Source organism: Pseudomonas sp. NFPP02 (genome assembly GCF_900119355.1).
GTDB classification, from domain to species: Bacteria; Pseudomonadota; Gammaproteobacteria; order Pseudomonadales; family Pseudomonadaceae; genus Aquipseudomonas; species Aquipseudomonas paracarnis.
Genome location: NZ_FPJI01000004.1, coordinates 21,850 through 41,905 on the forward strand (window position 1 = coordinate 21,850; position 20,056 = coordinate 41,905).

Below are 20,056 nucleotides of genomic sequence, written 5' to 3' on the forward strand. Positions count from 1 at the left end.
CCCCGCATCGTGAGATGCGGGGGCTTTTTGTTTGATCTGGAATGCGATCAATGTGGGAGCTGGCTTGCCACCTTACTGTAGGAGCGAGCTTGCTCGCGAAAAACGTCAACGATAACGCGTGCTTGCTGAATGAATGCGGCGCCTGTGAGTTTTTCGCGAGCAAGCTCGCTCCTACAATGGCATTAAGGCAAGCCAGCTCCCACAGGTTGATCTTCATTCACTGGGGATCAGTGATGTTTCAGTAGTCGGGTTTCCAGGTGATCCAGGTGCTGGGTCATCAGGGCGACAGCCGTGTGGGCGTCGCGCTGTTCCACGGCATCCACAATCGCCACATGCTCCTGCCATGCGCAATAGGTGCAGGCCTTTGTTTCAAATTGCGCAATGATCAACGACGTCAACGGCACCAGGCTGTTGAGAAACTGTGCCAGCGGCGCATTGCCTGCCATGTGCGCCAGTTGCAGATGAAACTCTCCCGAAAACCGGATCGCCGGCCCCCGCTGGTCACGCTCAATGGCGTTGCGCTCCTGTGCAATCAGATCGCGCAGTTGGCGAACTTGCATCGCTGTGGCCTGGGCGCAGGCCAGTTGTACCACGGTCATTTCGGTGAGGCGCCGTGCTTCCAGAATCTGCCGTGTGTGCTGGGCATCCGGCGCGGCGACCTGGGCGCGCTGGTTGGGGCGCAGGATGACCACTTGCTGATGGGACAGCTTGGCGAGCACCCGGCGAATCACGCTGCGGCTCACGCCAAAGAGTTCGCCCAGGCCTTCTTCGGTGAAGCGGCTGGCGGGCGCAATGCGTTGCTCAAGAATGGCGTCGAACAAGCGTGGGTAGATATCGTCCACCGAGGGCTTTTTTTCGGGCGTCCAGCGTAGGGAGGTGAGGGTGGAATCGCGTTGCAGGGCGTGAGCGTTCATGGCCGGTCTCCGAAAATCAACTGCCCAGATGGTCGTCCGGGATATTCAAGCGAATGCCCATGCGCAGGCCTTCCTGCAGGATGTGCCGACGCATTTCGGCACTGGCCAGGGCGCTGTTCTTGTTGCGGATGGCGCGTACCACGGCTTCGTTCTCTTGCAAGCGTTCGGCCAGGTGTTCAGGGGAGTTGCGCAGTACCTGGGCGCTTTGTTTGAGCGCGGTGCTGGTTTGCTGCACCACGTTTTGGAAGATCGGGTTGGAGGTCAGGGCGAAGAGTTCTTCATGGAAGTCGATATAGGCGTTCATGCCGGCTTCGGCATCGCCGGCATCCAGGGCTTCGCGCATGTCCATCAGGGTCAGGCGCAGTTGGCCGATTTCCTTGCTGCTGATCGACTGGGCCACCAGGCCGACGATGAAAGGTTCGAGGGTGTAGCGCAGTTGCAGGATGTCCTCGAGGCTGGCGTCGGCCACGGCGTCGCTCGATTGCGGCTCGCTGACGCTGGTTTCCAGCACGACCACGCCTTTGCCCGGCATGGAGCGCACCAGGCCGAGGGTCTCCAGCACGATCACAGCCTCACGCAGGCTCGGGCGGCTGATGCCCAGCTGTTCGGCCAGTTCGCGTTGACCGGGCAGCATTTCACCGCGGCGCCACTGGCCTCGCGCCAAGGCGGCGCGCAGTTTTTCTACCACTGAATTGACGACGGTTGAGGTGCTGATCACGTCGTGCGCTCCTTGATAATGAATAATCCCGCCATCTGTAGGAGCGAGCTTGCTCGCGAAGATCGTCAACGATAGCGCGGGCAGCCTGGATGCTCGCGGTGTCTTGAAGTTTTTCGCGAGCAAGCTCGCTCCTACAGGGGGCAACGGTAACGTTGTTAGAACTCCTGATGTGCCGGTAATACCGGCTTCTTGGCCTGAAAGGCATAGCCTTGCTGGCCGTCGAGCACTTTGTTGGCGCGCTGGATATCAATGTCTTTTTCCCAACGGGCAATCGCCACAGTCGCGACGCAGTTGCCGATCAGGTTGGTCAGCGCACGGCCGATGCCCATGAACCAGTCCACCGCCAGCACCAACACCAGGCCGACCACCGGAATCGCCGGGATTGCCGTGAGCGTTGCCGCCAGGATCACCAGCGCCGAGCCTGGAATGCCATGGGCGCCCTTGGAGGTGATCAACGATACCAGGAGGATGGTCAGCAAGTCGGTCATCGACAGCGGTGTGCCGGTGGCGTTGGCGATAAACACGATAGCCAGGGTCAGGTAGATCGAGAAACCGTCGAGGTTGAACGAGTATCCGGTGGGGATTACCAAACCCACGGTGGAGCTGCCAATGCCCAAATGTTCCAGCTTGCGCATGATCTGCGGCAGCACAGCGTCGGACGAAGCGGTGCCCATCACGATCAGCAGTTCTTCGCGCAGGTACTTGAGCAGCGGCAACATGCGCAGGCCCGACAGGCGCATCACCAGCCCGAGGATCACCGCCACGAAGGCAAAGCAGGTCAGGTAGAAAAGCCCCACCAGGCTGCCCAGGTGTTGCAGTGAGTCCAGGCCATAGGTGCTGGTGGTGAAGGCGATGGCACCGAATACGCCAATCGGCGCCAGGCGCACGATCATGCCCATGATGCGGAAGATCACATGGCTCAATTCGTTGATCAGTCGCGAAATCCCGCTGGCCGCTTCGCCCACCAGGTTCAGCGCGCTGCCGAACAGCACCGAAAACAACAGCACTTGCAGCACGTTATTATCGGCAAAGGCGCCGACTACCGAGTTGGGGATCAACTCCATCAGAAACTGGCTGGTGCCGCGGATGTGCTGGCCCTTGTCGGCCAGTTCATTCAAACCGGCGGAAGAGAGTTGCTCCAGGTGAATATTGGCGCCGCTGCCGATGCCGGTGCTGAAGGCCATGATCAGGCCGAGCACCAGGGCGACGGTGGTCAGCATCTCAAAATAGATCACCGACTTGAGGCCGATGCGTCCGACCTTCTTCAAGTCGCCCGCGCCGGAAATACCGCTGACCACCACGCAGAACACGATCAGGCCGATCAGCATTTTGATCAGCTTGATAAAGCCGTCACCCAAGGGTTTGAGTTGCGAGGAGAATTCGGGAAGGGCCAGGCCGCAGGCGATGCCGAGCATCAGGCCAATCACGACTTGCAGGAAAATCGAACGCGAGCACCATCTGAGCATGGGAGGGATCTCTATTCGGTGCCCTGGTGGTTCCAGGGCTTAATTGTTGTGGTCTTACCGGTAAGTCCAGTGCGGGGCCAGTCTACGCTCGGTTTTTTTCAAATCACAAGTAAATATTTGGCGGTTGGCAGGTCCCGGTCTGACCAGTTGGTCGGTAAGTACGATGCTTGAGCGGTTGGCGGAGATTAATTTTTTTTGCGTATCATCTTCCTCGGCATACGAGGTGATGGATGGACCAATCAGGGCTGACAATCGACGAAGCAGGGCGCATGTACTGCGCCTGGCGCACTGCAGCGCCTGCTTACCTGCATTACCACGACCACGAATGGGGCGTGCCGGTGGCGGATGACATCGCGTTGTACGAGAAGATCTGCCTGGAGGGCTTTCAGGCGGGGATGGCGTGGATCACCATCTTGCGCAAGCGCGAAAACTTTCGACAGGCGTTCGAGGGGTTTGATTTTCGCCGGGTGGCGCACTACGGCGAGGCGGACATCGAGCGGTTGATGAGCGACCCGGGCATCGTGCGCAATCGCGCGAAGATCGTCTCGGCCATCAACAACGCGCGCCGGGCCTGTGAACTGGTGGAGGAAACCGGCTCGCTGGCGCGCTGGCTGTGGGCGTTCGAACCCGACGCGCAAGAGCGGCCGGCAGTGGTGGACATGGCTTACTGGACGGCCAATCCGACCTCAGCGGCTTCGGTGCGCTTGTCCAAAGCCCTGAAGAAACGCGGCTGGACCTTTGTCGGCCCGACCACGATGTATGCGTTGATGCAGGCGATGGGAATGGTCAATGATCATCTGGAGGGTTGTGAGTGCCGCCCGCGCATTGAACACCAGCGCAACCTGTTCAAACGTCCCTGAATCACTGGCAGAGCAGGTTAAAAACTGTGGGAGCCAGCTCCCACATGGGTTTTGTGGTGTTGCTGATTACTTGGGAAGTGGGGTAAGTACCTCAGCCTTGTCATCCAGCACCATCACCACCAGCAGCTTGGCCGGTTGGGTCTGGCTGGCATTGCTTGACTCAAAATGCCGCGAGCCGGCCGGTTCGTAGAACGATTGCCCGGCTTTGTAGGTGATCGCCTTTTCATCATTGACCCGCGAGGTGATCTCGCCTTCGAGCACATAAGCCACGGCGGTGCCGGTGTGGCTGTGGGGCACGGTGGCCTGGCCGGGGGCGTAGTCCACGGTGAGCATGATGGTTTTCTTGCCCGGCACGTTGGTCAAGGCGTGTTCTTGCAGCACCTTGAGCGTTTCCTTGTTGTAGACCGGGTCGTGGGCAAATGCACTGAGGGAGGCGAGCATCAGGGTAGCAGCGAACAAGCGTTTCATGATGAGGGTTCCATCGGGTGAAAGACCGCTTCACCCTACGCCGCCGAGGGCTTGCCACCAATGACCAATGCGCCGGAAAACCGCCTAGCCAATCTGCAGGAGGATATCCCGCACCTTGTCCAGCGCCGGGTCGATATCCAGAGTCTCGATGGCGCCGAACCCCAGAATCAGCCCCGAGCGCACCGGGAGGTCGTGAAAAAACACGTCCAAGGGATATAAACCCACCTCGACCTGACGCGCCCGTTCCATCAGCAATGGAATATTCACCGGCACCTTGCACAGGGCCGCCAGGTGAAAGCCCGCCACCGTCGGTACTGCCTCGAACCACGGCGACAGATCGCCCGCCAGACGCTGCAGGATGCGTTCGCGACGCCCCGCGTAGACCCCGTGACAGCGGCGAATATGCTTGAGCAGGTAGCCTTCGCTGATGAACTTGGCCAGTGCCCACTGCGGCAAGGTAGCGCTGTGCTGGTCGGTCAATTGCTTGGCCTTGAGCACCGCACCATAAATGGCCGGCGGCAGCACCGCGTAGCCCAGGCGCAACTCCGGCGACAGGGTTTTGGAAAAGGTGCCGACGTAGGTGACCACGCCTCGGGTATCCATGCTTTGCAGGGAGTCGGTGGGGCGGCCTTCGTAGCGGAATTCGCTGTCGTAATCGTCTTCGATGATGATCGCGCCGAGCGCAATGGCGCGGTCCAGCAGGGCTTCGCGCCGCGCCTGGCTCATGGGCATGCCGAGGGGGAACTGGTGGGACGGCGTCACATAGATCAGACGGGTGCCATCCGGGATCTGGTCGACCTGCAGGCCCTGTTCGTCGACGGCAACACTGGCGACGCGGGCGCCCATCGCGACGAACAATTGGCGTGCGGGGCTGTAGCCGGGGTCTTCCATCGCGACCAGGCTGCCGGGTTCAAGCACCACGCGGGCAAGCAGGTCCAGCGCCTGCTGTGCCCCATTGGTGACCACGATATTGCTGGCGCGGCATTTGACCCCGCGGGAAAACGCGATATGCCCGGCGATGGCTTCGCGCAGGGCGGGCACGCCTTCTGGCTGGCTGTAAAAGCCACTGTTCTGGGCGATGCGACGCAACGCATCCTGGGTGCAACGCCGCCATTCATCCTGGGGGAATTGGTGGCGTGTCGTCGCGCCGCCGATAAATTCGTAGCGCAGGATCTCCTCGCGGGCGGGGTGGCCCATGGGTGAGGGCAGTGCGGCCCATCTGCCCAGGTTGGCGGCACACGCCAGGTCGGTGGCGGTTTGCACGCGGTCGGGCTGTGGCGCCCACGCATTGACGAAAGTACCGCGGCCGATCTTGCCAACCAGCAGGCCATCGTAGGTCAAGGTGGCGTAGGTGTCCGACACCGTCTTGCGCGAGATGCCCAGTTGTTCGGCGAGCAGTCGGCTGGGGGGCAGTTGTGCGCCTGCCGACAGCCGCCCGGTGGCGATGGCTTCGCGCAACTGCTGGTAGAGCTGTTCGGCCAGGTCCTTGCGGCCATTGATTACCACGTGCAGTTCCATGTTTCATCCCAAGGCTTCACTCCGCGCCAAGATTACTCGCTTGCGGTGCGGGCTCAAAATATCTATGAGTCAGTCGCCCCTGCGTATAAGCATCTACCGTCGCCTGGCTATTACCGGCCGCCATGATTTCCCCTATTGCAGGCACCGATTGCCTGCCGCCCGCGTTATTCAACGTGATGGCATAGGGAGCAGGACTCATGACGACATCGAAAACACATACTAAAAAGAGGCTTGAGACCTTGCTCGCCCTGGACCAGAGCCTGGGACCGCTGGTGGTTGGCGAGTTGACTGTCTCGCGTACAGACCTGGCCGCCATGGGTGCCCAGGTGGCGGGAAAACCGGTCAAGACCCATCGTCTGGCGGTACGCGAGGCAGATCAGACGCTGCTGGATTCAATCCGGTTCTCGGCGTCCAGACTGCAGCGTTATCTTCGTGGGAGTAGTTCTGTCAGCGACAGCAGCGCCGCTGTGCTATTTGAGTTCGCGGCGTTGCGCTCTACACAAGCTGCGCCTTTACTGGCGGTCAAGCCGGGAGACGAAAATCCCGGTGCAGTGGGCAAGCTCGATAGGCTGTTACGTTCAGTGCAGAAAACCAATCTCAACCAAGCGGCGCAGTTGGAGGGAATGCCTGGTTGGGTCGAGCCGAAGAAAAGCCGAAGCTTGGCGGTAATGGGCGCGGGGCTGGAGGTTTACGGGTACTACAGTGCGATCAACGCGTTGGCCGAAGCGATCAAGACCGGCGATATCAATGAGGCGGTAGTCACAGGCGCAGAGTTGTTTGCCAACCTCACGGGCACGGCACTGGAGTTGGCGCTGGAGCACTTGGGCAGACGACTGCTGGAAAACGGGCATAAGGTGTTAGCAGGTTTCAGCGCCAGTTCTCTTGGCCAGACCCTGCGACGGGGCGCCGGCCTGTTCGCTCTGGTGCTGACGTTGCCGTTTGACTATCACAATGCCAAGCAATCGCTGCATAAGGCGGCGAACAGCACTGGCAAGGAAGCGCTTGATCATTACGTCAACGCCGGCTTCAGTATCGTGAGCGCCAGCGTCAGTGTGGCCCTGGGGGTTGCAGCGTTGGCTGGATTCGGCGTGGCCGGCCCGCTGGGTATTGCCGCCGCCGCCGTATTGATGTTTGGCGCGCAACTCTATGCGGCGGTTCGTCAGGTGGATGAAATTGATGACTATATCGAGCTGAGTGTTTTCGAGCGGCTGCACACGGGCTGGTTGGCATTTCAGGGCAAGGAACCGGAGAAAGAAATACGTGAGCGGTTCGCCCTGGCCAGGATGGAAAATTGGTATGCGCAGCACCTGACCAATCAGGCCCAGACCTGGCTCAGGGGGGCGCTCAGAGGCACCGTACAGGCGGTAGTCAATGGTGGGTTTGAGGTGCGGCTGAGCCCGGTCCGGCATTGGAAGCATCGATGGAACGAAGCCGAGGGTGAGGATCCCTACATCGACACCACCGAGCCGATGGTCGTCGACCAGAATGATCAAATAGATGCTTCCAGCGCCTCGGTTGGCCGTCTGCCGGGTGTGGTGCTTGGTCAGGGTGATGCGAATTCCGCGGTGCTTTGGCGGTTGGGGGGCGGCAATGACGATGTCAAAGGCTTCGCTAAGATCCCCAATATTTTTCAGTTCGGTGAAGGCCAAAAGCAGCTGACCGGTGGCGCCAGGGACGACGTATTCAGCTATGACATGCCGACGGGCACACTGGACGAGGCCGACGCACATCGCCCGGCCAGTCAGCTGCGTGGCGAGGCAGGCAGCGATACGCTCTACCTGTCCAACTCGGCAATCTATGAGCACAACACGCAGGGCTATGCCATCGACCTGCAGGCGGGCACCGTCGTGCGGCGCAAAGATATCGACAAACCGTTGCCTCATCACTCGATCAGCCTCGACTCGATAGAAAATATCGCCACGCCAGCCGGGGTTGCCAGCCAAGTCAAGGGTTCGGAACAGGCCAATACGATAATCGCAAACGGCGATGGCGATCGGATCGAGGCCGCGCAGGGCAATGATACGGTGATCGTGCTGGGTTCCAACGCCTGGGTGGACGGCGGAGCGGGCAAGGACCGTTATGTTCTGGCCACCAACCGCGGCACGGTCTCGCTATACGAGCAGGACTGGGCCGAGGGTGCCGTGATCGAGATGCGCTGGCCTCTCTCGGCTATCGCCCATTGGGGCATCCAGGGGTGTGCGTTGGTCATTGTGGTCTGGCGGGGCGTTAATGGCGAACTGCCGCAGCACGTGATCAAGCTTGAGCAGCTGTATACGCAAGGTGATGACCGGCGCTGGTTGAACAAGCACAGCCTGCTGTTTCTCACGGAGGACGGCTACATGCTTGAGCCGATTCTCGAACCGACATTGGTTGGCAACGAGGACGCCGACGTGACCGTCGCCGTGAGAGCAGGTGGCCAGGACGTCAGCCTGGACAGGGTGTTGAACGCCGGAACGTTCGTGGTGCCCCATGGGCGTTCGACCCGCTGTTTCATCGAACGTGGGCCACACAGAAAGGTGGTCGAAGTTCGTCTTAAAAGCGACGCGACTGCTTGCGTGTTGTACGTGGATTATTCGTCGCAGGAGATTCTCCAGGTATTGGCCGGTTACCGTGTGACCCTACGCAGGTTGGTTCACTTCGATTCGCTGACCTATAGCGACGTGAAATTAACCATCAGTTTCACCGACGGCAGTCAGTTGGTGCTCTGCGAATATGCCAGTGATCGATCCTCGATACGCACCAACGTGACGTCAAACATCATCGCGGTCAGCCTCAAACTGGACTGCCAGTTTGTACTGGTCATGAATGATGGCGTCTCATACCGGATACAGGCGGCCCAGCAAACCTATAGCCAGGACCGCGCCTCACCAGGTTTCAACACCTTCGATGGCAGCTCGGCATTGGTAAAAAAGCCAGGGATACACGGTTTTTTTCGACCGCACAGTGCCAAGGGGGTCTGGTTGCAATCGTCGCCGCAGAAAGTCGTTATTCCTGCCCCACCGCATTATCAAAAGTCTTACTCGTTGATGGGGCGGGCGTCGACCTATGAAGTGGTGCCCAGTACCGGCTCAACGATCTACCTGTCCACGCCGGGCGCGCTGGCCAAAAAGTCGGACGCATCGTTCTGGCGGATCAACACGGCCAAGCTTGGTGAGCTGATTGAGCGGGCGCACATCGTCTTGATCGAAAACACGCTGACCCTCGGCAGCGTGAAGGTGCTGCTGCCACCCGTGACAGACCCTTCGGTTCCGCTGGAACAAGTCAGCGTACTCACCAAGCAGGGCGAGCAATACGACATCCGCCAGGACCTGGGGGGCATCTATCTCGCGCAACTGGATGCCTCCCCTTATCAGACTGTAGCCGAGGTCTGGGAAGCGTTGCGGCGTTCTCGCCAGTGGTCAACCTTGATGGCGCGTCAGCTGCGCGTTATCGGCTTGGAGCTGAGCGACGGCACGGTGTCAGGCGTTCATTACGATTCAGGCCGCGATTGCTGGGGGGCGGATGTTGATCCGCTGCGTACCGTAACGTCTGCGGACTTGCGGTTCAGCGGTGTTGACCCAGTCTGATTGATCATTAAAAGGGATTTTTTATTTATGCAGCAAAAACCGCAATCGCCCAGAACTGCCGGCCGACCCTCTGGGCGTGCCGGTGACGGTGCTGACACTGTCATGGTCAGGGACTATGGCCGCCCGACCAGTACCACTCAACCGGCGTATCAAGGCGCGCAGCGCACGCGATACCGCAATGGTGGTTTGCTTGGGGTCCCGCAAATAAGTGCTTTGGATCTGCCTGGGCCGCCACCGCCAACGGCTGTATGGGTGACAGGCGATACGCTTGGAGCCGTCAATGCCGAGGGTATGCATGATGTGAACGGCCGCAGTTACGTCAATCTGGATACCGGGCAAACGGTGCAAGTGGTCCATCAGCCGGCCAGTGGTACTTATCACCCGCGCTTGGCGCATCAACTGGCTGCCGGCTCCGCTGTGGTACAGAGGGTTGGGAATACTTCAACCTGGACAAACGTGACGACCGCAGCGCATTCCAGTGTTCCGATAGCCACGCCAGTGACGATGCCAGCACCCGGGCCGCGAGATCCGCAGTGGGATCTGCAGCTCTACGATGCGCGAGGTGCTGGTGCAGCGACGGGGACTCCTATCCCGGGGAAAAAACAGTACGTCATTGGCGGGCAAAACTACTACGGTGATGAACTGTTTTCGTTGGACCACTACAAGGCAGGCGATAACAGGCTCTACATGCAGAATGCGAATGGTGTGTTGCAGCCTCGCGGCTCCATCAGCGAAGACGGGATGATTCAGCTCTCTGGTGACCCGGCCGTCGCCTATTTGGAGGTGGGGAGCGTGCTGGTTCGCGTCGAGCTTGATAGCACGAGAAATAAATACCAACTGATCCCGAATGGTTCCAACAGCGCGCCGGGTATTTACCTGGATACTGGCGGCAGCCGGGCATCGTGGGTGCCCGAAATGCGCCTGGACAGCATCGGCGCAATCATTAACGCCGCCCGCAAATCGCTGGGCTACACCGGTGTTACCAGTGATATGAGCCAGGGCTTGATGTCGACGGTGGACAAGCAGACGTACTGCTATATGCGCCAATATGCGCGGCAGATGATTGCATTCGATAACCCGCGTATCCGCAACGCGCCCGTGCAGCAGCGAGATCGCATGATTGATGCACACATCTGGACCCATGGCTACCCGTATGAGCGCCTGTTGCTCGGGATGCACGCCAGGGCTGAGGGCGTCGCACTACCACCGGGTGTTGTGCAGTTTGATGCGTTTCAAGGCATGGCCACCGTGGCGGCCCGTCGTGAGGGAACGTTCAATCTAGAGGCCGTTGCCGTCAATGATCAGCTTCATTATCCCTATCGCGGCAGGCGCGGGGATGAACAGGATTTTTTTGATCAATGGAGCGCGTTGGACATTAAGCAGACCAGGCAGCGTGGGGCGGCCAATGAGCAAATGTACCGTGAGTTACTTAAAAATGATGGCTATCGAATCATTCCCGGTGGGACCTACGGCGGCAGCCAGAATGGCTTCGATCTGGTATTCATGGGGCCGGCGGGCGATGTCTATGTGCTTGAAGTCAAACATGCCAAATCCGGCCACGTCAGCATGGCCAGGGTCAATCAGCACTTCCAGATGGAGGATGGCTGGGTCACACGGGTCCTGAGCAAACTGGACAGTCACGATCCGGGTGCCGGGCAGCAGGTTGCGGATGCACTGGCACGTCAACGGCTTTTCAAGGTCATTGGTGCGACCCTGCCAGATGGCAAACTGGTGCTATTTAAGATCGACATGAGCGCTGTACGTGCGCGGTGACAAACAGGCGAGCCCGTTCGCCACCGACAGTGCCGGCGGCTTCAGGACAAGAAGCCACCGTCCACGTTGAGCGAAACGCCCGTGGTGTAGCTCGATGCGTTACTGGCCAGGTACAACACCGCGCCAGCCATTTCGCTGGGGTCGGCCACGCGCTTGAGCGGGATCTGCGCCAGGGCAACTTTCAGGATCGAATCGTTCTTGACCAGTGCCGAGGCGAACTTGGTATCGGTCAGGCCCGGCAGCAGCGCGTTGCAACGGATACCGAACGCCGCGCACTCCTTGGCGAATACCTTGGTCATGTTGATCACGGCGGCCTTGGTCACCGAGTAGATGCCCTGGAACACGCCCGGCGAGATGCCGTTGATCGAGGCCACGTTGATGATGCTGCCGCCGCCGTTCTCGCGCATCAGCTTGCCGGCTTCCACCGACATGAAGAAGTAACCACGGATATTCACGTCAACGGTCTTCTGGAATGCGCCCAGGTCCGTGTCCAGTACGTTGCAGAACTGCGGGTTGGTAGCGGCGTTGTTGACCAGGATATCCAGGCGGCCGAACTGTTCACGAATGCCGGCGAACACCTGGGTGATCTGCTCCATTTCACCAATATGGCAGGCAATGGCCGTGGCTTTGCCGCCCTCGGCGATGATCGCATCGGCCACGTGCTGGCAACCCTCCAGCTTGCGGCTGGAGACGATCACATGGGCGCCTTGCTGGGCCAGCAACTTGGCGATGGCTTCACCGATGCCACGGCTGGCGCCGGAAACAAACGCAATCTTGCCATCGAGGTCGAACAGGTTGGTCTTGGACATGAGGGTTCCTTGTAGTTGCACTCAGAGCGCTGATTTGCCGATGACATTCAGGCTCATCTGCTCCAGCAGTTTGTTCATGTGGATGAACTGCGCGAAGCGTTTGTCCTGGGTCTGGCCATGGAAGAAACGGTAGTAGATCTGCTGCACAATCCCGGCCAGACGGAACAGGCCGTAGGTGTAATAGAAATCGAAATTGTCGATCTGGATGCCGGAACGCTCGGCGTAGTAGTCGACAAACTGGCGGCGGGTGAGCATGCCGGGGGCGTTGCTCGGCTGGCGGCGCATCAATTGCACCGGCGCCGGGTCTGCGGCCTCGATCCAGTAGGCGAGGGTGTTGCCCAGGTCCATCAGCGGGTCGCCCAGGGTGGTCAGCTCCCAGTCCAGCACGCCGATGATCTGCATCGGGTTGTGCGGGTCGAGGATCACGTTGTCGAAGCGGTAGTCGTTGTGCACGATGCTGGAGGTGGGGTGGTCGGCAGGCATCTTGTCGTTGAGCCAGGCGCGTACCGCCTCCCATTTTGGCGCGTCGGGCGTCAGGGCTTTTTCATAGCGCTCGCCCCAGCCGCGAATCTGCCGCGCCACGTAGCCTTCAGGCTTGCCCAAGTCGGCCAGGCCGCAGGCGTGGTAGTCGACCTGGTGCAGTTCGACGAACTTGTCGATAAAGCTCTTGCACAAGGCTTCGGTGCGGGTAGCGTCCAGGCCCAGCTCAGCCGGCAGGTCGGAACGCAGGATGATGCCGTTGACGCGCTCCATCACATAGAACTCGGCGCCGATCACCGATTCATCGGTGCAGTGCACATACGCCTTGGGGCAGTACGGGAAGCCATCTTTGAGCTGGTTGAGAATGCGGTATTCGCGGCCCATGTCGTGGGCAGACTTGGCCTTGTGACCAAACGGCGGGCGACGCAGCACGAATTCCTGGTCGGGGTATTCCAGCAGGTAAGTCAGGTTCGACGCGCCACCAGGGAACTGGCTGATTTTGACGGTACCGCTCAGGCCCGGAATATGAGCTTTGAGGTAGGGATCGATCAGGCTGGCATCAAGTTCTTCGCCTGGGCGAATCTGGGTCGATTGGTCGTTCAGCGCCATGCTTATCCCTTCTGCTTATTCTAAAGGCCTTGGACTATTTCCTAATCTAATGCGCATAGCCGCCCAGCGACAAGGTCGGGGCGGTTTAATAGGTTAGCGTGTTGAAGGGTGATCAGCGTGCCTGATTGGTCATTTTGCGGGCGCTGGCAAGGCCACCGGTGTAAGCACGGGGCGGCCGGCAAAGTATTCCACCAGGTTATCAGCGACGCGCTGCACCGTGTCATGGGCCGCTTCCGGGGACAGGCCGGCCACGTGGGACGTCAGCACGGTATTGCTCAGGCGCTTGAGGGCATCGGGCACTGCAGGCTCATCGTCAAACACGTCCAGCGCGGCACCGCCGATGCGGCGCTGCTCCAGCGCGGCGACCAGGTCGGCGGTCACCACTACGCTGCCGCGCCCGATGTTGACCAGAAAGCCGTGCGGCCCCAGGGCGTCCAGGGCGTGACGGTCGATCAGGTGACGGGTGCTGGCACCGCCGGGCGTAGCCAGCACCAGGAAATCCGAGGTACGCGCCAGCTCGACAGCCGTCGCACAGTAGGTGTAATCCACGTCATCGCGGGGTTGGCGGTTGTGATAACTCACCTCCATGCCGAACCCCAGGGCGGCGCGCCGGGCAATCTCCATCCCCACCGCACCCAGCCCGAGAATCCCCAGGTGTTTACCGCTCAGGGAAGGGCGCATCACTTTCGGCCATTCGCCACGCCGCACCGCTGCATCCGTCTGGGGAACGCCACGCACCAGCGACAGCAGCAGCGCCATGGCATGGTCGGCCACTGACGGCGCATTTACCCCTGCACCGTTGGTCACCACGATCCCACGATTGCTCGCGGCCTGCAGGTCCACGTGTTCGTAGCCGGCACCGATCACGCAGATGATTTCCAACAACGGCAGTGCCGCGATTTCATCGGCGTACAACCCCAGCGGGCCACGGGTCAGCACGGCCTTGATCTGCCCACCGTGCAACTTGATCGCCTGAGCGCGTTCGACGGGCGTCGGCGCCAGAATCACATGAAAGTCATTGCTCTCGATGATTTGCAGGTACTCGTTGATGGTTTCAACCAGGACCAGAACGGTGGTGGGCATGGGGCAGCTCTCCGGTGAGTTCGATGCTCTGAGTATGCTGCATTTTTGTTGCGCGAAATGCCGAGGGCCCGAGAAAGCGCGACTGATTTTGCGAAAGGTGCCAGCGTCTCGGCGAGCGGGAGACGCTGTTTGCACGCGGGCGAATTATTTAGCGGGTGCAGGCTTGCGCACCTTGCTCTGTTCGGCCGCTACGATGTCCATGTAATCGTAGGTAGGAAAGAACTCTGTCCTGAAGGGTCCCCATGCAGAGCGTTCGATGGCGAGATTGACCTCCCGCAGGCGCGAGGCGGGGAAGCGTAGAACGATGACGTGGCCGATCCCCATGGCGATGGTCCAACTGACGATCTCTACCCCTTCAGGAGGGAATACTTTAAAGAGTTCCTGTTCGGTGAGTTTTGTTCTTATTTCGTTCAAGTTGCGAGATTGGTCATGTTTGAGGAAAACGGTCAGCAGCACCGCATTGTCAGCGCTGATGGCGACAGGTTTTCCTGATGTGGAAGCCTGCGCATGAAGGCCGCCTGAAACAAGGGTAGAGAACAATAAAACAGACGCCAATAAAGGCTTTAATAGCGTTTTCATTGAGTGAGGCCTTTTATGAGTATTGTCGCTACTCGTGGGGTGAGTGTTGAGGGTTAGTGGGTGGGGGTGGTTTTTACTGATCCGGTATAGGGCGCATGAACCACATGTATTCGAACAAGAGGGTTGGCGTCGATCATGTCGCGCGGCACTTCACGAGAATAAGTGAATTCCTGATTGTTCAACGTCTCAAGTTTTCTGACGATGGTTCTCGTTGCACCTTTATCGGGTATCAGGATATGGTTTTTCCTGTCCCCTGTTACCATGAAGTAACCGCCGCCGCCGTTGTCATATTTTGATAGCCCGGTATCGGTGTAGAAAAATTCGTAGCGATTACGCTCAGGGTCCCACGCTGATATTCCAACGACACCTGGGTACTTGTCCTTTACATCGATCTCTGGGGCGCCCTCTATATAAACTTTTGTCGTCAGCCAGCGGGGGGATGTGCCCAGGGCACTTGCGTCGGAGTTTTCTACTGCCGGTTGTGCTTGGCTGGCCAATGGGCTGAGCATTCCGGTGGCAAGTATCAGGGAGAAAATAAGGTTGTGTTTTTTCATCAAGTCGCTCCTGGCGAGTGAGGTTTTTAATTCTGCTGTCGTGGGTTTAGAGGACTTTGTTTTTTGAGCTGAGCTGGAATATAGACGTGATAGGAGGGGCTCTCAATGCTGGGGAAAACCCTTGCAACAAAACCCGCAATAATTAGAGTTTCAGTCCAGATGCGCTGATTAACTGTCTGTAAGAACTTTCTTATATGTGAGGGTGCGTAACTTTAACTAATGTTGGATTTCTGTCAGCTGCTTGCCACTGGAGAACTTTGAATGACTGGATTTGTTTAAACATAGCTTCGCCGGCCTTGCGTGATCGACCCTCCCAATGCCACCCGGCAGGGGCACTCGTGAGGTGGGTAAAGGCGGTGCGCATCTAGCGTTGACTCAACTGAGCTGCCCATGGACCGCCTTCCAGGCTTTGCACTGCATTGCCGTTCCTCAGCTAAGTCTTTGCTTATTCACAAGAATCCCGGACAATCGCGCCCCTGTTAAGGTCAGGGCGCTGCCTGTCAGGTTTTTCTGACTCGTCCTGGCCGTGTGAATGCGGAGATCCGACCGGATGAATGATCAGGCCAATAGCGTCGACGAACGCTATGCAACGACACCTGCAACGCTCACAAGCTGGAGCCGCCAGGACACCACCTGGATGCTCGGGCTGTTCGGTACCGCCATTGGCGCCGGTACTTTGTTCTTGCCGATCAACGCGGGCCTGGGGGGCTTCTGGCCGCTGGTGATCCTGGCGTTGCTGGCCTTCCCGATGACGTTCTTTGCCCACCGTGGGCTGACCCGTTTCGTGCTGTCCGGCCGCGAAGGTTCCGACATCACCGACGTGGTGGAAGAGCATTTCGGTATCAAGGCCGGTGCACTGATCACCTTGCTGTACTTCTTTGCGATCTTCCCGATCCTGCTGATCTACAGCGTGGCGCTGACCAATACCGTCAGCAGCTTCATGGAGCACCAACTGCACATCCTGCCGCCGCCCCGGGCGATCCTGTCGTTTGTATTGATCCTCGGCCTGCTCGCCGTTGTGCGCTGCGGTGAACAGGTGATCGTCAAGGCCATGAGCCTGATGGTGTACCCGTTTATTGTGGCCTTGCTGTTCCTGGCGGTGTACCTGGTGCCGCACTGGACCGGCGGCATTCTCAGTACCGCCAGCGAAGTGCCGGCACCGTCGGCGTTGCTCAACACGCTGTGGCTGGCGATTCCGGTGATGGTGTTTTCGTTCAACCATTCGCCGATCATCTCGGCCTTTGCGGTGGACCAGAAGCGCCAGTATGGCGCTCACGCCGAGGAGCGCAGTTCGCAGATCCTGTCCCGCGCGCACTTGCTGATGGTGGCGATGGTGCTGTTCTTCGTGTTCAGTTGCGTGCTGACCCTGTCGCCCGCGCAGTTGGCGGAAGCGAAAGCGCAAAACCTGTCGATCCTGTCGTACCTGGCCAACCACTTCGATAACCCGACGATTGCCTTTGCCGCACCGTTGATTGCGTTCGTGGCGATTGCCAAGTCGTTCCTGGGCCACTACATCGGTGCAAGCGAGGGCCTCAAGGGCCTGGTGGTCAAGACTGGCCGCCGTCCGGCACCCAAGACTCTGGACCGCATGACCGCCGCCTTCATGCTGGTGGTGTGCTGGATCGTCGCCACGCTTAACCCGAGCATCCTTGGCATGATCGAGACCCTGGGTGGGCCGGTGATTGCGTCGATTCTGTTCCTGATGCCGATGTACGCCATCCGCAAGGTGCCGGCCATGGCCAAGTACCGTGGGCAGGCGTCGAATGTGTTTGTGACTGCAGTTGGCTTGGTTGCCATTACGGCGTTGGTGTATTCGCTGGTTGCGTAGGAGCGAGCTTGCTCGCGAAGAACGTCAACGATAACGCGTGCTTCCTGGATGAACGCGGCGCCGGTGAGTTTTTCGCGAGCAAGCTCGCTCCTACACTGGATTAGGGCAGCCAGCTCCCACATTTGTTTTGTGTTGGCAGTAAAGGTTAATTCCAGGCATAAAAAAACGCCGCGTACCTTGCGATACGCGGCGTTCTTCACATCAACACACCGTTAAGCTTGAATCACCGGGATGTTGGCGCTTGCTGCGATCTTGCGGAACTCGGCGATCTGGTCGAAGTTCAGGTAGCGGTAGACGTCACTGGCCATGGTGTCCAGTTTCGCTGCGTAGCCCATGTACTCTTCGACTGTCGGCAGGCGACCCAGAGTGGAGGCGACGGCCGCCAGCTCAGCCGATGCCAGGTAGACGTTTGCACCATCACCCAGGCGGTTCGGGAAGTTACGGGTCGAGGTAGACACGACGGTGGAGTTCGGCTCAACGCGTGCCTGGTTACCCATGCACAGCGAGCAGCCTGGCATTTCCATGCGTGCGCCAGCCTTGCCGTAGATGCCGTAGTAGCCTTCTTCGGTCAGTTGGTGAGCGTCCATCTTGGTCGGCGGCGACAGCCACAGACGGGTTGGCAGCTGGCCCTTGACCTGCTCCAGCAGCTTGCCGGCAGCGCGGAAGTGACCGATGTTGGTCATGCACGAACCGATGAACACTTCGTCGATCTTCTCGCCAGCGACGCTGGACAGCAGACGGGCGTCGTCCGGGTCGTTTGGCGCGCAGAGGATCGGCTCGTTGATTTCCGACAGGTCGATCTCGATGATTTCGGCGTATTCGGCGTCGGCATCGGCTTCCATCAGCTCCGGGTTGGCAACCCAGGCTTCCATCGCTTGGGCGCGACGTTCCAGGGTGCGTGCATCGCCGTAGCCTTCGCCGATCATCCAGCGCAGCAGGGTGATGTTGGAGTTCAGGTACTCGGTGACGGACTCTTTGGACAGCTTGATGGTGCAACCGGCAGCCGAACGTTCAGCCGAGGCGTCGGACAGCTCGAAAGCCTGTTCCAGCGTCAGATCGTTCAGGCCTTCGATTTCCAGGATGCGGCCAGAGAAGGCGTTCTTCTTGCCTTTCTTTTCTACGGTCAGCAGGCCAGCCTGGATCGCGTAGTAAGGAATGGCATGAACCAGGTCACGCAGGGTGATGCCAGGCTTCATCTTGCCTTTGAAGCGCACCAGAATCGATTCCGGCATGTCCAGTGGCATTACGCCAGTGGCTGCGGCGAACGCGACCAGGCCAGAACCGGCCGGGAACGAGATGCCCATCGGGAAACGGGTGTGGGAGTCGCCACCGGTACCGACGGTGTCCGGCAGCAGCATGCGGTTCAGCCAGCTGTGGATGATGCCGTCGCCTGGACGCAGCGATACACCGCCACGGGTCATGATGAAGTCAGGCAGGGTGTGGTGGGTGGTCACGTCGATCGGCTTCGGGTAAGCCGCGGTGTGGCAGAAGGACTGCATCACCAGGTCGGTCGAGAAGCCCAGGCACGCCAAGTCTTTGAGTTCATCACGGGTCATTGGGCCGGTGGTGTCCTGGGACCCCACGGTGGTCATCTTCGGCTCGCAGTAGGTGCCTGGACGAACGCCTTTGCCTTCTGGCAGGCCACAGGCCTTGCCGACCATTTTCTGCGCCAGGGTGAAGCCTTTGCCGGTGTCGACAGGCGCTTCAGGCAGCTTGAACAGGTCAGTCGGGCCCAGGCCCAGCTCAGCGCGTGCCTTGTCGGTCAGGCCGCGGCCGATGATCAGCGGGATACGGCCGCCGGCGCGAACTTCGTCCAACAGCACCGGGGTCTTCATTTCGAAGGTGGTCAGGACTTCGTCGGTGCCGTGCTTGCAGACTTTGCCAGCATGCGGGTACAGGTCGATCACGTCGCCCATGTTCATGTTGGTGACGTCGAATTCGATTGGCAGTGCGCCGGCATCTTCCATGGTGTTGTAGAAGATCGGAGCGATCTTGCTGCCGAAGCAGAAACCGCCGGCACGCTTGTTCGGCACGTAAGGCACGTCGTCACCGAAGAACCACAGTACCGAGTTGGTCGCCGACTTACGCGACGAACCGGTACCGACCACGTCACCCACGTAGGCGATCGGGAAGCCTTGGCCGCGCATTTCTTCGATCTGCTTCATCGGGCCGGTCTTGCCTTGCTCGTCCGGCACGATGCCTTCGCGAGCCATTTTCAGCATGGCCAGGGCGTGAAGCGGGATGTCAGGGCGGGACCAGGCGTCAGGCGCAGGCGACAGGTCGTCGGTGTTGGTTTCGCCGGTGACCTTGAAGACGCGCAGGCTGATTTTGTCGGCCAGGGTAGGGCGGTTGCGGAACCACTCGCCGTCAGCCCAGGACTGGATCACGCCTTTGGCGTGCTCGTTGCCGTTGCGGGCTTTTTCGGCGACGTCGTGGAACGCATCGAACATCAGCAGGGTGTGCTTGAGTTGGGCGGCCGCGACGGGCGCCAGTTCGGCGTCGTCCAGCAGCTCGACCAACGTCACGATGTTGTAGCCGCCCTGCATGGTGCCGAGCAGTTCAACAGCGCGTTTCTTGTCGATCAGGGGGGAAGTGGCTTCGCCCTTGGCCAGGGCAGACAGGAAACCGGCCTTGACGTAAGCGGCTTCGTCAACGCCTGGTGGAATACGGTTGGTGATCAGGTCAACGAGGAATTCTTCTTCGCCAGCCGGAGGATTTTTCAGCAGCTCGACCAGGCCTGCGGTTTGTTCGGCGTTAAGCGGCTGGGGAACGATACCCAGTGCTGCACGCTCTTCGATATGTTTGCGGTAGGCTTCAAGCACAGTTATTAC

The 20,056-nt window shown here is 59.5% G+C and carries 15 protein-coding genes and 1 pseudogene; 5 read left to right on the plus strand and 11 right to left on the minus strand.

What is annotated here, in order from left to right; all coding sequences use genetic code 11:
* Positions 1 to 227: 227 nt before the first annotated feature.
* Together BT204_RS08235 and BT204_RS08240 are read right to left on the minus strand one after the other, a co-directional pair.
* Positions 228 to 914, minus strand: coding sequence for a GntR family transcriptional regulator (locus tag BT204_RS08235; protein WP_072446316.1), 687 nt, complete (start codon positions 912 to 914; stop codon positions 228 to 230).
* A gap of 16 nt (positions 915 to 930) precedes the next feature.
* The gene (locus BT204_RS08240) at positions 931 to 1,632 is read right to left on the minus strand and encodes a FadR/GntR family transcriptional regulator (protein WP_014718317.1); all 702 of its coding nucleotides are present in this window, start codon (positions 1,630 to 1,632) and stop codon (positions 931 to 933) included.
* 25 nt (positions 1,633 to 1,657) lie between these two features.
* On the opposite strand from BT204_RS08240, the pseudogene BT204_RS28085 reads away from it, so the two are divergent.
* A pseudogene (locus BT204_RS28085) lies at positions 1,658 to 1,768 on the plus strand (outer membrane lipoprotein carrier protein LolA); the annotation flags it as partial.
* A gap of 19 nt (positions 1,769 to 1,787) precedes the next feature.
* On the opposite strand, the gene BT204_RS08245 reads toward BT204_RS28085, so the two are convergent.
* Positions 1,788 to 3,113 (minus strand): C4-dicarboxylate transporter DctA, encoded by a 1,326-nt coding sequence (locus BT204_RS08245; RefSeq protein WP_169855370.1) that lies wholly within the window; start codon positions 3,111 to 3,113, stop codon positions 1,788 to 1,790.
* 215 nt (positions 3,114 to 3,328) lie between these two features.
* Between BT204_RS08245 and BT204_RS08250 the strand changes: the two genes are divergently transcribed.
* Positions 3,329 to 3,958 carry a DNA-3-methyladenine glycosylase I gene (locus BT204_RS08250; RefSeq protein WP_072446318.1) on the plus strand — a complete coding sequence of 210 codons (630 nt, stop codon included), beginning with the start codon at positions 3,329 to 3,331 and terminating at the stop codon, positions 3,956 to 3,958.
* Between the two features lie 66 nt (positions 3,959 to 4,024).
* Here the strand turns inward: BT204_RS08250 and BT204_RS08255 are convergent, their stop codons facing one another.
* Both BT204_RS08255 and BT204_RS08260 read right to left on the minus strand, forming a co-directional pair.
* Positions 4,025 to 4,426, minus strand: a complete 402-nt coding sequence (locus tag BT204_RS08255) for a cupin domain-containing protein (RefSeq protein ID WP_019820196.1) — start codon at positions 4,424 to 4,426, stop codon at positions 4,025 to 4,027.
* Between the two features lie 84 nt (positions 4,427 to 4,510).
* On the minus strand, positions 4,511 to 5,944 hold the full coding sequence (locus tag BT204_RS08260) for a MocR-like pyridoxine biosynthesis transcription factor PdxR (protein WP_072446320.1): 1,434 nt from the start codon (positions 5,942 to 5,944) through the stop codon (positions 4,511 to 4,513).
* 197 nt (positions 5,945 to 6,141) lie between these two features.
* Here BT204_RS08260 and BT204_RS08265 point away from each other — a divergent pair, with 197 nt between their 5' ends.
* Both BT204_RS08265 and BT204_RS08270 read left to right on the plus strand, forming a co-directional pair.
* Positions 6,142 to 9,510, plus strand: a complete 3,369-nt coding sequence (locus BT204_RS08265; RefSeq protein WP_072446322.1) for an ABC transporter ATP-binding protein — start codon at positions 6,142 to 6,144, stop codon at positions 9,508 to 9,510.
* A gap of 291 nt (positions 9,511 to 9,801) precedes the next feature.
* Positions 9,802 to 11,283, plus strand: a complete 1,482-nt coding sequence (locus BT204_RS08270) for a hypothetical protein (RefSeq protein WP_239695910.1) — start codon at positions 9,802 to 9,804, stop codon at positions 11,281 to 11,283.
* Positions 11,284 to 11,324: 41 nt separating this feature from the next.
* On the opposite strand, the gene BT204_RS08275 is transcribed toward BT204_RS08270, so the two are convergent.
* The 5 genes from BT204_RS08275 to BT204_RS08295 form a co-directional block, all read right to left on the minus strand.
* The gene (locus BT204_RS08275; protein WP_072446323.1) at positions 11,325 to 12,092 is read right to left on the minus strand and encodes an SDR family oxidoreductase; all 768 of its coding nucleotides are present in this window, start codon (positions 12,090 to 12,092) and stop codon (positions 11,325 to 11,327) included.
* Between the two features lie 21 nt (positions 12,093 to 12,113).
* Positions 12,114 to 13,181 (minus strand): phosphotransferase family protein, encoded by a 1,068-nt coding sequence (locus tag BT204_RS08280; RefSeq protein WP_034126012.1) that lies wholly within the window; start codon positions 13,179 to 13,181, stop codon positions 12,114 to 12,116.
* 129 nt (positions 13,182 to 13,310) lie between these two features.
* Positions 13,311 to 14,264, minus strand: a complete 954-nt coding sequence (locus BT204_RS08285) for a 2-hydroxyacid dehydrogenase (RefSeq protein WP_034126011.1) — start codon at positions 14,262 to 14,264, stop codon at positions 13,311 to 13,313.
* A 144-nt stretch (positions 14,265 to 14,408) separates the two neighbouring features.
* Entirely contained in the window at positions 14,409 to 14,843 is a 435-nt protein-coding gene (locus BT204_RS08290; protein ID WP_054921314.1) for a hypothetical protein, read from the minus strand.
* A gap of 53 nt (positions 14,844 to 14,896) precedes the next feature.
* A complete protein-coding gene (locus BT204_RS08295) occupies positions 14,897 to 15,397 on the minus strand; it encodes a DUF4822 domain-containing protein (protein ID WP_034126009.1) in 501 nt (166 codons plus the stop codon).
* A 550-nt stretch (positions 15,398 to 15,947) separates the two neighbouring features.
* On the opposite strand from BT204_RS08295, the gene BT204_RS08300 reads away from it, so the two are divergent.
* A complete protein-coding gene (locus BT204_RS08300) occupies positions 15,948 to 17,225 on the plus strand; it encodes a serine/threonine transporter (RefSeq protein WP_057975748.1) in 1,278 nt (425 codons plus the stop codon).
* Positions 17,226 to 17,437: 212 nt separating this feature from the next.
* On the opposite strand, the gene acnB is transcribed toward BT204_RS08300, so the two are convergent.
* Positions 17,438 to 20,047, minus strand: a complete 2,610-nt coding sequence (gene acnB / locus BT204_RS08305) for a bifunctional aconitate hydratase 2/2-methylisocitrate dehydratase (RefSeq protein ID WP_003190828.1) — start codon at positions 20,045 to 20,047, stop codon at positions 17,438 to 17,440.
* Between the last annotated feature and the right edge of the window lie 9 nt (positions 20,048 to 20,056).